10 protein-coding genes are annotated in these 11871 nt (G+C 40.4%); 5 read left to right on the top strand and 5 right to left on the bottom strand.

From position 1 onward, the window contains the following. Positions 1 to 13: 13 nt before the first annotated feature. The gene (locus V7S74_RS00555) at positions 14 to 481 is read right to left on the bottom strand and encodes a methylated-DNA--[protein]-cysteine S-methyltransferase (protein ID WP_406776826.1); all 468 of its coding nucleotides are present in this window, start codon (positions 479 to 481) and stop codon (positions 14 to 16) included. A 147-nt stretch (positions 482 to 628) separates the two neighbouring features. Between V7S74_RS00555 and V7S74_RS00550 the strand changes: the two genes are divergently transcribed. Then, positions 629 to 2059, top strand: a complete 1431-nt coding sequence (locus V7S74_RS00550; protein ID WP_406776825.1) for a circularly permuted type 2 ATP-grasp protein — start codon at positions 629 to 631, stop codon at positions 2057 to 2059. A 218-nt stretch (positions 2060 to 2277) separates the two neighbouring features. Here V7S74_RS00550 and V7S74_RS00545 read toward each other — a convergent pair whose 3' ends face one another. Continuing rightward, on the bottom strand, positions 2278 to 2790 hold the full coding sequence (locus V7S74_RS00545) for a hypothetical protein (RefSeq protein ID WP_406776824.1): 513 nt from the start codon (positions 2788 to 2790) through the stop codon (positions 2278 to 2280). A 155-nt stretch (positions 2791 to 2945) separates the two neighbouring features. Between V7S74_RS00545 and V7S74_RS00540 the strand changes: the two genes are divergently transcribed. After that, positions 2946 to 4133 carry a helix-turn-helix domain-containing protein gene (locus tag V7S74_RS00540; RefSeq protein ID WP_406776823.1) on the top strand — a complete coding sequence of 396 codons (1188 nt, stop codon included), beginning with the start codon at positions 2946 to 2948 and terminating at the stop codon, positions 4131 to 4133. A gap of 116 nt (positions 4134 to 4249) precedes the next feature. Here V7S74_RS00540 and lysA read toward each other — a convergent pair whose 3' ends face one another. After that, complete coding sequence (gene lysA, locus V7S74_RS00535) at positions 4250 to 5482, bottom strand: diaminopimelate decarboxylase (RefSeq protein ID WP_406776822.1); 1233 nt, start codon at positions 5480 to 5482, stop codon at positions 4250 to 4252. 40 nt (positions 5483 to 5522) lie between these two features. Between lysA and V7S74_RS00530 the strand changes: the two genes are divergently transcribed. From V7S74_RS00530 to V7S74_RS00520, 3 genes are read left to right on the top strand one after another with little or no spacing between them, the layout of a single operon-like run. Next, entirely contained in the window at positions 5523 to 6827 is a 1305-nt protein-coding gene (locus tag V7S74_RS00530; protein ID WP_406776821.1) for an alkaline phosphatase D family protein, read from the top strand. Position 6828: 1 nt separating this feature from the next. Further along, entirely contained in the window at positions 6829 to 7266 is a 438-nt protein-coding gene (locus V7S74_RS00525; RefSeq protein WP_406776820.1) for an OsmC family protein, read from the top strand. Between the two features lies 1 nt (position 7267). Beyond that, positions 7268 to 8062, top strand: coding sequence for a thymidylate synthase (locus V7S74_RS00520; protein WP_406776819.1), 795 nt, complete (start codon positions 7268 to 7270; stop codon positions 8060 to 8062). 166 nt (positions 8063 to 8228) lie between these two features. Here V7S74_RS00520 and V7S74_RS00515 read toward each other — a convergent pair whose 3' ends face one another. Both V7S74_RS00515 and V7S74_RS00510 read right to left on the bottom strand, forming a co-directional pair. Then, entirely contained in the window at positions 8229 to 9584 is a 1356-nt protein-coding gene (locus V7S74_RS00515; protein WP_406776818.1) for a peptidylprolyl isomerase, read from the bottom strand. A gap of 4 nt (positions 9585 to 9588) precedes the next feature. Then, complete coding sequence (locus V7S74_RS00510) at positions 9589 to 11841, bottom strand: peptidylprolyl isomerase (protein ID WP_406776817.1); 2253 nt, start codon at positions 11839 to 11841, stop codon at positions 9589 to 9591. Between the last annotated feature and the right edge of the window lie 30 nt (positions 11842 to 11871).

Genomic DNA, 11871 nt, shown 5'->3' with positions numbered 1-11871 from the left:
CCACAAATATACGCTAAAATAAAGTCGCGCCTTCTTTAGCTAACAACCATTCTTTCCGCCAAAGACCCCCACTATACCCGACCAGTTTACCTGATGCGCCAATTACCCGATGACAGGGATTAAAAAGTAAGATGGGATTTTGGCCATTTGCATTACCCACTGCCTGCGCCGCCTTCGGCATTTTTAAGCGCTGCGCAATTTCTGCGTAAGTCACCGAAGAACCGGTAGGAATCTTGCGCAATTCACTCCATACCTTTTGTTGAAAAAGAGTCCCTACAGAGGGATCAGTTGGATAATCTTGCCAAAGACCCGATTCGAAATACTCCGCTAACATCGATTTAATAGATTGAACCTCGGCAGCATGGTGAATTTCATCTGAGAGGACTTCCTCCACAAAACGACAGGATCTCAATCCTTGATCCGAAAGCTCGAGATGGAGCAAACCGATAGGACTAGAAAAATAAAAGGAGGATATCGACATAGACTTCAATTTCAGACAAAAAATGGTAAATTTCCAATAATTAAAAGGGTATTTCAGGAAATAATTAAAAATTGTTCTGGTTTGGAAAATCAAAACAAAAATAAAATTCTAAATTAAATCTATATCAAGCATTTAACTACCTATACCATGAATTTTTCCTTCAACAACTACGACACAGGCGGCTTTTTCGATGAAATGTTCGACGCGGACGGGAAGGTACGTCCCGGATATGACCACTTCAAAGAACGCGTAGAACAACTTTCTCAAGAAGAATTTCTACGCAGACAACAATCCGCTGAAAGAGCCTTAATGGCCATGGGGATTACATTCAACGTCTATTCTGAAAACGAAGGCACAGAGCGAATCATGCCAGTAGATATCATTCCTCGAATCGTTGATGCGACAGAATGGGAAAAGATTGAAAAAGGCTTAATCCAACGCATTACTGCCCTTAATCTTTTCTTAAATGATATCTATTCCGACCAAAAAATCATCAAAGATGGTATCATTCCAGCAGAGGTTATCAATTCCTCCAAAGACTTTTTAAAACCCTGCATTGGTATTAAACCCGCAAAAAACATCTATATCCACATCACCGGAACCGACCTAATTCGAGGCGCAGATGGTGAATACATGATTCTTGAAGACAATTTGCGTTGCCCTTCCGGAGTCTCCTACATGATGGAAAACCGGGAACTTTTAAAGCAAACTTTCCCTGAAGTGGTGGCTAAAACCAGAATCAGACCCATCTCTGACTACCCAAATAAGTTATTAGAGATGTTACGTTTCATCAGCGACCGCCCTGAACCAACGGTAGTAGTATTAACTCCAGGTATTTATAATTCCGCCTATTTTGAGCATTCCTATTTAGCCCAACAAATGGGAGTTGAACTAGTGGACGCCCGAGATTTAGTCGTTCATGAGGGCTATGTAAAAATGCGTACAACCAAAGGTTTCCAAATCGTAGACGTCATTTACCGCCGTATTGACGATACTTTCTTAGATCCAACCGTGTTCAATCCTGATTCTATGATTGGTATTCCAGGCATTTTCGAAGTCTACAAAAACGGCAAAGTAGCGATTGCAAACGCCCCAGGAACCGGCGTTGCAGACGACAAAGTGATATATGCCTACGTCCCACGCATTATCAAATACTATTTAAACGAGGATCCAATTATCCAAAACGTAAAAACCTACATCTGTTCAGAAGAGGAGGACCGCAAGTATGTTCTAGAAAACATCGAAAAATTAGTCGTAAAAGAAGCGAATGAGGCCGGCGGATATGGTATGTTAATTGGGCCAAAATCCACGAAAGAAGAGCAAGAAAAGTTCAAAGCCCTCATTCTAAGCAATCCACGAAACTACATTGCACAACCGACCATTTCTCTTTCTCGTGTTCCTTGTCTCATCGACGACCACGCAGAAGGACGCCACGTCGATCTACGTCCATATATTCTCTATGGAGATGGCGTAAACGTAATGCCGGGCGGATTGACTCGTGTGGCTTTGAGAAAAGATTCGCTTGTGGTGAATTCTTCGCAGGGGGGTGGGTCGAAGGATACGTGGGTTATGTATTAATATTTCGTGGTCTGTATCGTTGACAGGCCAAATGATTTTGAAGCATCTACATCAATACATATCAGGAAAAATTGCGACCTCCGGACTAATTTCCTCCGGACTAGCGACTAGTGACTAGCGACTGACGGCTGTCCACCGCCCACTGACGACTGACCACTGATTACTGCCAACTGCCACTTATCCATCAAAAAAGGGGCCTTCGCCCCTTTTTATCCAACCTAGTTAAATAGACTTAATATCCCGGCCGTATCATAGACTAACCACTCCTCTTTGATTTTACCCTCTTTCATTAAATCAACAGCATTGATTACAACCTTCACTGTTTTATCGCCCTTTGTTAATACCGCATTTTGATAAGAGATTACATAATGATCGGTAGAAGACATATTTTTAGTTTTATGAACGTATTCCCAAATAGGTGCTACCCTTTCGAATTTAACGGAAATACCATTAGACTTTAAGGCAATCAAAAAACCAATATTCTGAGTTAAATTTTTAGTTTCCTGGTTATCGTGAAACTTAACCTCAGGTGCATAAAAAGATTTATAAGCTGTCGTATCCAGGGATTCTAAAGCTTTGACGGATTTTAAAATCCAGTTCGTGTTAGGTGAATTTTCCAAGCTGTAACCAGCATCCTCTCCTTCAATGGGGGTAGCAGATTTTAATTTAAGAGTTGATTGAGCAGTTGCGATACTTGAAACGCATAGCAATAGTAGAACTAATTTTTTCATATAGAAATTGTTTAAGTTGTAAAACCTAAAATTGGGAAAACAGCCCACTTTCCCCAAGCGACCTGTTGTTAGGAATGTTCCATTTTGCTAAGTTGGAACAAGTTGAAATAGGTAGATTTTATTTATCTTGGACTGAAAACAATATAATTTCGTGTATGGGCATTATTTTCCCTTTGTTTGGGATTTTCACTTCCTTTCTTCTGATTTACTATTTTAGCTCATTGAACAAATCAAATGGTTATCTAGCCCTGTTCTTTTTGATTTGCAATTGGATCGTTTTGATTTATTTCGGTCTGCATTATACAAAAGATCCATTTTGGGAAGGCATCTGTTTTGTACATTGGTTACCCCTCTCCTACCTAGTAGGGCCCTGCTTATTTTATTATGTCAAAACAACCATTTCGGGTAATCATAAGCTGGATAAAGTAGATTTCCTACACCTCCTACCGGCTATATTAGTAGGTATTAATTGTCTGCCGTTCACGCTACTTCCTTTTAATGATAAGGCCAAAATCGCTCATGAGATTATCAATGTCACAGAAAAATACGACCTTGATTTTCTATTTATTTCCTTTGGCAGTATCCTCATCTCCAGAACACTTCACCTACTTTTTTACTGTATTTTGTCTATCGGTTATTTTGTTATTTATTCCAAGAGAACAAAAGATCAGATAGGGATTTTGAGCACAAACCATACCATGTTGAAAAGATGGATATATTTGCTTTGTGCCATTCAGGTAATCATTTCGAGCAATAGTTTCTTACATATGTTAACGGTGGTGGGCATCCGTTTTGATTTTGAAAGTGAAAGTTATGCGCAAATATTTACATCAAAAAATCATTATTTTGGCATAGCTGGTGGTGGATTTTTCCTACAGAATATCTTCCTTTTTCTTTTTCCCAAAATTCTTTTTGGGAATATCTCCTATAATCCAGCGAAACAAAATCTGCTAAATGATTTCAAATCAATAATACCTAAGAAAAGAAATCAAATAGAAAATGATCCCGAGATTGATATTGAAATTACGTACTACCTAGAATCGAACCCTTACCTGAGAAAGGATTTTTCATTAGCTCAAATGGCTTTTGACCTCAAAATCACAGAAAGAGATTTATCTTATTACTTTAATGTAAAACAGCAGACGACTTTTAGTCAATGGCGGAAGAAGCATCGAATAAACTATGCTATTGAGCAACTAAACTTAGGTGTAAGTCAAAAATTTACGCTCGAAGCCGTTTCTTCCAGCGCTGGTTTTGCTTCTAGATCAAAATTCATTGATGCTTTTAAAGAGCAAGTGGGAGTAACTCCCTCGAAGTACATAAAGTCACTTGAAAATAAGTAACCCACCCAAAATCATCAAAAAAGGGGCGAAGGCCCCTTTTTTGATTCCGTCTTTATTCTTTATGCTTTGTGCTCTATGCTTTATATCTCTACTCTATAATCTCTACTCTATAAAAGCTACTCTTGCCCACGCAAGATATCCTCCATCGTCTCTCTCCTACGAATCACCCGCGCCACTCCGCCATCCACTAATACCTCTGCAGGTAGAAAACGGGAATTATAATGTGAAGCCATAGTGAAGCCATAGGCACCAGCGTTAGCTAAAGCGATGATATCACCTTCTTTGACCTCGTTGAGCATTCTTTCGTTTTGCTTTCCGTTGTAATCAAAGGAGAATGTATCTGTCTCGCAGATATAACCTGTTACTCGATATTCTTCTTGATTAGAAGTATCTTGGTTCGATGCGTTGAACATGTAGTGATAAGAGCCATACATCATGGGGCGAATCAGGTGATTTAAACCGGAATTTATGCCTACGAAAGTCTTCACTGGATCCCGCTTAACGACATTTGTTTCGGCTAAAAAAGTACCTGATTCACTCACTAAAAACTTACCTGGTTCTACCCAAAGTCGTAATTCGCGGCCGTATTTTGTACAAAAAGTGCGGAAGGCGTTGCTCATGATTTGGCCTACTTCTTTCATATTTACACCCGGATCTTCGGGAGAATATGGCACCTTGAAACCACCACCTAGGTCGATGATTTGCAAGTCTTTGAAGTCATAGGCAAAGTCAAACAAGGCTGAAGCAGCTTGTTCGAAGGTCTGACCGTCCTTGATATCGGATCCCGTGTGTTGGTGAAGTCCGATGACGTTGATTTTATATTTCTCAACGATGGCGAGAATCTCCGCTTTTTGATGAATAGAGATGCCAAATTTAGACTCCGGATGAGCGGTCATGATTTTCTCATTTCCACCACCAAAAACGTGGGGCTTGATGCGAATCAAACAAGGCTGAGAAGATCCGTAGGTAGCACCGAACTTTTCTAGAACAGAAAGGTTGTCTAGATTGACGATGGCACCTTTGGAAACCGCATATTCAATCTCCGAAAAATGGACTCCAGAAGGTGTAAAGGTGATATTTGATCTTTCATAGCCGGCGATTAACCCTAACTCTAATTCCTGAGGTGAAACCACATCCATATCCACTCCATTCTCACGCATGAGGCGCAATATGGACAAATTTGTATTCGCCTTAACGGCGTATTTAATAGTCAAATCAATTCCCTCAAAAGCGGCTCTTAAAACCGAGATTTTTTCCCTAATTTTGTCGGCATCGTATACATAGAGTGGAGTACCAAAATCTTTGGCCAAATCTGTTAAAGGAATGTTCTGAATTGAATAATATGCCATAGGGAAAATTGTAAGCCACAAAGATACTAATCTAACAAACATGAAAAGAATATTTATCGCCTTATTCCTCTTTGTGCCCTTGTTTTTACAGGCCCAGATCAAGAGTGGTCCCATGTTAGGCTATTCAGAAATGAAGGAGGTTTTAGTTTGGGTCCAAACGGAGAAAGCCGCTGACGTGAGTATTCAATACTGGGAAAAAGGCAATAAAACTGTCCATAAAACCGAACCCATTCACACGGAGAAATCGACGGCCTATATCGCTCGCATCATCGCAGATGAGGTTTCAATGGGAAAGAAATACGAATACGAAGTGCTCGTGAATGGCAAAAAAATGGCGTTTGATTATGCCTTGGAATTCCAAACTCAGGAACTTTGGCAATATCGAAAAGATCCACCTGCTTTCTCCTTTATTTTCGGGACATGCAATTATGTAAATGAAGAGGCTACTGACCGTCCAGGTAGAGGATATGGCGGTGCTGATGAAGTTTATGCAGCCATGCATGCGAAGAAACCTGATTTTATGCTGTGGGGTGGCGATAATTTCTATTACCGTGAACCTGATTACACACGAACTGGCATGATTCATCGCAATGACCACGCGAGAGCAGTAAAATCGATGCAGCCCTTGTTAGCGAATGTACACCAATATGCGATTTGGGATGATCACGATTATGGCCCAAATGACGCAGACCGCTCATTTCCATTAAAGTATACGTCGCTTGAGATGTTTAAACTCTACTGGGGTAATCCTAATTTTGTATTCCCAAATGAGGGCATCACGGGTAAATTTCAGTGGGCGGACGTCGAATTTTTCCTAATGGATGACCGCTGGAATAAAGCTCCGAACGAGTTAAATGATCCAAACAAGGATTATTGGGGTGCGAAACAAATGACTTGGTTGTTAGATCAATTGTCTACCTCTAGAGCAAGTTTCAAAGTTATCGTCAATGGTGGACAGGTGATTAGTCCTGCCAAAGTATTCGAAAACATGGCGAATTATGAAGCAGAGAGAACATATTTGTTAAAAGAACTAAAGAACCGTAAAATCCCGGGCGTGCTCTTTTTAACCGGTGATCGCCACATCTCTAACCTGAATAAATTAGAGCGGGAAGGCACTTATCCCTTATATGATTTGACCGTTTCGCCGATGACTGCTGGTAAAGCGGATGCTGTAAAGCAAGATTATAATGCGACGCTTGTGGAAGGGACTTTGGTACAAGAAAGAGCCTTCTCTAAAATAGACGTTACCGGCCCGTTAAAAGATAGAACATTGACCATTACATTATTCAATGTAAAAGGCGAAGTTTTATGGACCAAAGAAATTAAATCGAATCAATTAAAATAGCATGGAAGTAGTATTAAATCGCCTAGATCAGGATTTTCATTTTGAGGCCAAAGGCTCCTCTCCCATTCCAGTTCACATCGACGCGGCGGAAGGAATTGGAGGACACAATGCGGGCGCCAGACCTATGGAGCTCTTATTAATGGGTTTAGGTGGATGTACTGCCATCGATGTTATCTTAATCTTAAAGAAACAACGACAAATCGTGGAGGACTTTCAAATTCGCGTGCAAGGAGATCGGGAGAAGATTGAAGGAACAGAGAAAACTCCATTCCGTAGCATCAACATTCAATTTGAATTAAAGGGTACAATCGATGGCAACAAAGCTTTGAAAGCCATCCAAATGTCTATGGACAAATATTGCTCCGCCACCGCTCAATTAGAGCCTAGCGCCACCATTACTCATACTTTAGTTTTAAACGGAGAAAAATTCGAAGCCTAATATGCAAGCTTACTTAGATTTATTAACCCACATTAAGGAAAACGGAACGTTTAAATCTGACCGTACGGGAACAGGTACAACGAGTGTTTTTGGCTACCAAATGCGCTTCAATCTAGAAGAGGGCTTTCCATTAGTCACCACCAAAAAAACACACCTAAAATCCATCATTCACGAACTTTTATGGTTCCTACATGGCGAAACAAACATTGGGTACCTAACAGAAAATGGGGTACGCATTTGGGATGAATGGGCAGACGCAAATGGTGACCTTGGTCCCGTGTATGGAAAACAGTGGAGAAGCTGGGAAGGTGCAAATGGTGTCGTTATTGACCAAATCAAAGAAGCCGTTCACACCCTAAAAACTAATCCAGATTCTCGTCGAATCATTGTAAGTGCTTGGAACGTTGCTGACTTGCCTAAAATGGCTTTAATGCCCTGCCACGCCTTCTTTCAATTTTACGTAGCGAACGGCAAACTATCTTGTCAATTATACCAACGCTCAGCCGATGTATTCTTAGGAGTTCCATTCAACATCGCTTCTTATGCCTTGTTAACCATGATGATGGCACAAGTTTGCGATTTAGGACTTGGAGATTTCATTTGGACTGGGGGAGACACGCACCTCTATAGCAATCACATGGAACAGGTAGATCTGCAATTAACTAGAACTCCTCGTACTTTGCCTACAATGAAAATCAATCCTAACGTGAAAGATATCTTAGACTTCAAATACGAAGACTTCACACTGGAGGGATATGATCCTTATCCGGGGATTAAAGCGCCGGTAGCGGTTTAAATTTTTCATTATTTTAAAGAATAAAGCACAAAGAATAAAGCATAGAGTTGGAATCGCCTTCAGCGATTATTTCAGAAACATATTTATAAAAAAAGGGATCGAATTTCGCCCCCTTTTTTTATTCCAAATTTATTCTTTGTGCTTTATGCTCTATGCTTTAAATTGTTTACTCCTGCCCCTCCGAGCTCAAAATCCTACAATCCTTATACTCATCATCAATAAAGATAAAGACATCATCCTTCGCCTTCATGAACCATTTTTCGATGGCGTTGTTCTTTTTGCGAGATAGGGTGATTTGGGCTAGTTTTTGGTAATCATCCTTCAAATTCGCAAAGTGTGGAGGATGCTTCGCTTTAAAAAACAGAATACGAACTGCAGAACGTCCATCATCCGTACGGAAAGGAATGGGAGCTGAAATAGTTCCCACCTTCATCGAATCCAAGGCAAAGAAAAGTGCCGGATCCATCGTGCCATCATAGGCTAAACGATTTCCTCCATTTGATGCGTCCATTAGAACTCCACCGGCATCTTGCGTGGCTTTGTCCTCTGAAAATTCTTTAGCGGCTTTTTCGAAGGTAGTTGAATCACGTTGAACTAATACTCGAATGCTATCCAAGAATTTAGTTGGCTCTGTTAAATCTAATTTCTGGTAATCAGGACGCAAAAGAATATGGCGCGCATGGTATTCTTGACCTCTGATTTCTAATAACTGGATTAAGTGAAATCCGAATTCAGATTCAACTACGTCAGATAGTTGATTCGGTTTCAAACGTAGGGCCGCGGCCTCGAAAGGTGCCACCATAGCACCACGCTTTGCAAATCCTAAGTCTCCACCGCGTTTTCCTGAGCCTAAATCTTCTGAGTGTACTTTGGCTAAATCTTCAAAACTTTCACCCTTTTCTACTCTTCTTCGGAAATCCAAAAGCTTTGCGTACAACTCTTCTTTTTGATTCTTGTTCGGCTTCGCGAGGCGAATGATGTGACTAATTTCTACTTCAGCAGGCAAATAAGGTAAAGAATCGCGCGGAATTTCGTTGAAAAAAGCGGCTACTTCTTTGGGAGTAATTTTGACATCATCAGTAATTTTGTCTTGCATTTTACGGCCTGTCAATTGCTCTTTTAAAGAAGAACGTAAATCCTCTTTTAAGGTAGCAATCGATTTCCCATAAGCCTCTACAATGTTTTTGGCAGAACCATATTGGCCTTCCATTTGCTCCATACGGCTAGTTAGTTCCGCATCGATACGCTTGTCGTCAACGATAACGGAGTCAATCTCTGCCTTCGCTAACATCAATTTATTGACAACTAATCCTTCTAAAATTTGGCAACGATTAGGCGTATTTGCTTGCCCACTTGTAATGTATTGCTGGTATTGACCCTCCACCTCTGACTTCAGAATGAAGTAATTATCTACCTTCACAATGATGCGATCTAGTACATTTTTATTCTCTACTTCTTGTGCATGAGTAGCTAAACTACTCAACACAAAGCACACACCTAAAACCCAACGAGTCAATTTCATATAATTAATTTTTCAGTATTTTTTCTAATTCTGCCGTATGGATGACAACCGGATATTGTTGCTTTAATTTAGCAACCCACTCTTTTTCAAGACGTTCTTGCAAGGCTCTAATCACTAATCCCCTAGCCTCTTCAAATGATCTGATTCGCTCTGGTTCTACTTTCTTTATTTCCACCTGAGCAAACTTACCAGCAGCTTCATAAGATTTAACCCCTAAAGACCAATCAACACTATCCACAACTGAAGATACCCCCTTTTTAAAATAGCCTTCTTTTGCCTCTAAACTTCCCGGCTTTAAGGCATTAAAGCGCTTAACTACATCTTCCATACTAGATGAGAAGAAACGGAAAGAAACACGCGCATTCTTAGTCTTCACTGTCTTTGAAGCCGCTTTTAGATTCGCCTCATCCTTTTGAATGATACGCTGTGAAGAAATACCTTTGGAATTCAAATAAGCCACCACCTTGTTTACCCTTGCTTCTGAAAGAGAATCTGCCTCTGAGGCATCTCTATGACCAGAAATCTCAACGACATAATCCACATTCTTAGCCATCGTTAAGAACAATTCCGCCGCTAATTTCATCGCTGGCTCTTCTAATTTCGATTCTTTCAAAGCAAAGCTAATATCCGAGAATTTCTTATTCATCGGATAAGGACTTTGTTTCAATAAGTCCAAAGCCTCTTTCAGCGTTTTCTGTGTATCGGCCACCACTAATTTAGCTTCAACACGTGCCGGCATCATGAATTGTGCCTTGTTCTCTTGGTAAAATTTAGCTTGGCTTAGTGAATCTAAAGACTTTTCAAAAATCTCACGATCCGTCATTTTACTAAACAAACTCCCCTCTAAGAATTCGGCCATCTGCTCCTTGAAAGCAGGATATTTACTTTCTAAATTCGCTTCTTCGGCCTGTAAAGTCTCTTTCTCGATTAATTCCTCTAAATAAGATTGCTCCGAAACGCTAGGCAGATAACCTAAAGATTTAATTCGACGTTTTTGCTGCGCTTGCACATGTGCATAAAAATCGCCTACCGTATAGTTCTTATCTAAAACGCTAAAAATTACTTCTTGTAAGAAAGGTTCTGAACCGGTGCGTTCTACCGACATTCTTTCAAACGCGGCCTTTTTAACGGCCTCTTGAACTTTCACCTTATTCTCAATGCGCACCCGCTTCATGAAGGCTTGTCTGATTAAACCTTGGCGATCCGCGTCTGTTAGCACTTTTTGTTTGATAAACTCGGACATATCTTCATAAGTCAAAAGAGGCTTTTTATCGACCAGTTTAAACAATTGCCAGCCTAAATTCGTCCGAATAGGTTTAGACAAATCGCCTATCTTTTCTAGGCCAAATAGAGCATCTTGCAATTCCTCACTTAGATCAGATGAAAAATACCAGCGTCTGATTTCACCCCCACGCCCTCTAGAATAAGGATCTTCTGAATAATTCTTGCAGACTAACTCGAAACTCTCCCCGGCCTTTAAATAGGCTTCCACTTGTTCAATTTTCTTCTTAGCCTCTACTTGCAAACTAGCTGGAGCATCTACTGCAGCTGAAACAATAATATGGGCTAAGCGAATTTTTCCTGAATTAGGACGTTGGTTGTTAATCTTAATGAGGTGGTAACCACTCGGAGTCCTAAAAGGCTTAGAGTACTCTCCTATTCCTACCGAATACACCGCATTTTCAAAGTCATAGTCTGTTTGCAAAGAGGTAATAAAACCTAATGCACCACCTTTAGGGGCTGACAATTCATCTTCTGAGAATTTAGTCGCTAACGTGGCGAAGTCTTCACCAGCTTTCAGTTTTTGATACAGATTATCTATTTTTTGGAAGGCGATAAGTGTATCCGCTGGCGTAGGATTATCTCCTAATTTTACCAAGATTTGACTAACCTTCTTTTCCTCCTTCATTCGCTGATAAGCCTGTTTTACCAGCATATCTAAGGTAGGCAGATCAACTAAATACGGAGTCGCAAGTTCCTTCCGAAAACTGGCATATTCCTCCTTAAAATCAGGCTGTTCCGCTAATTTATCCTGCTCCGCAGCGACAATTTTCAATTGATAATCGATGTAATCCGATAAAAAAGCGGCTTGATTTTCTTTGGTAATACTATCCGACTCTACCAGCGGCTTGTACACTTGTAAGAAACTCTCAGCTGATATCTTTTTAGGGCCTATCTGAATAGGAAATGCGCTTTGTGCCAAACTGGCAAAAGGCAGACACAAGATAAAACCTATAACAAATTTAAAATCCTTCATTCTTATTCAATAAGCCAACAAAATTACGAA

Origin of the sequence: Aquirufa novilacunae (assembly GCF_045310505.1) — a bacterium.
GTDB classification, from domain to species: Bacteria; Bacteroidota; Bacteroidia; order Cytophagales; family Spirosomataceae; genus Aquirufa; species Aquirufa novilacunae.
This window is presented reverse-complemented; position numbering and strand designations above follow the sequence as displayed.

Coding starts and splice junctions, on each gene's coding strand:
- V7S74_RS00555 (WP_406776826.1), bottom strand. CDS start 481: ATGTCGATATCCTCCTTTTATTTTTCTAGTCCTATCGGTTTGCTCCAT.
- V7S74_RS00550 (WP_406776825.1), top strand. CDS start 629: ATGAATTTTTCCTTCAACAACTACGACACAGGCGGCTTTTTCGATGAA.
- V7S74_RS00545 (WP_406776824.1), bottom strand. CDS start 2,790: ATGAAAAAATTAGTTCTACTATTGCTATGCGTTTCAAGTATCGCAACT.
- V7S74_RS00540 (WP_406776823.1), top strand. CDS start 2,946: ATGGGCATTATTTTCCCTTTGTTTGGGATTTTCACTTCCTTTCTTCTG.
- lysA (WP_406776822.1), bottom strand. CDS start 5,482: ATGGCATATTATTCAATTCAGAACATTCCTTTAACAGATTTGGCCAAA.
- V7S74_RS00530 (WP_406776821.1), top strand. CDS start 5,523: ATGAAAAGAATATTTATCGCCTTATTCCTCTTTGTGCCCTTGTTTTTA.
- V7S74_RS00525 (WP_406776820.1), top strand. CDS start 6,829: ATGGAAGTAGTATTAAATCGCCTAGATCAGGATTTTCATTTTGAGGCC.
- V7S74_RS00520 (WP_406776819.1), top strand. CDS start 7,268: ATGCAAGCTTACTTAGATTTATTAACCCACATTAAGGAAAACGGAACG.
- V7S74_RS00515 (WP_406776818.1), bottom strand. CDS start 9,584: ATGAAATTGACTCGTTGGGTTTTAGGTGTGTGCTTTGTGTTGAGTAGT.
- V7S74_RS00510 (WP_406776817.1), bottom strand. CDS start 11,841: ATGAAGGATTTTAAATTTGTTATAGGTTTTATCTTGTGTCTGCCTTTT.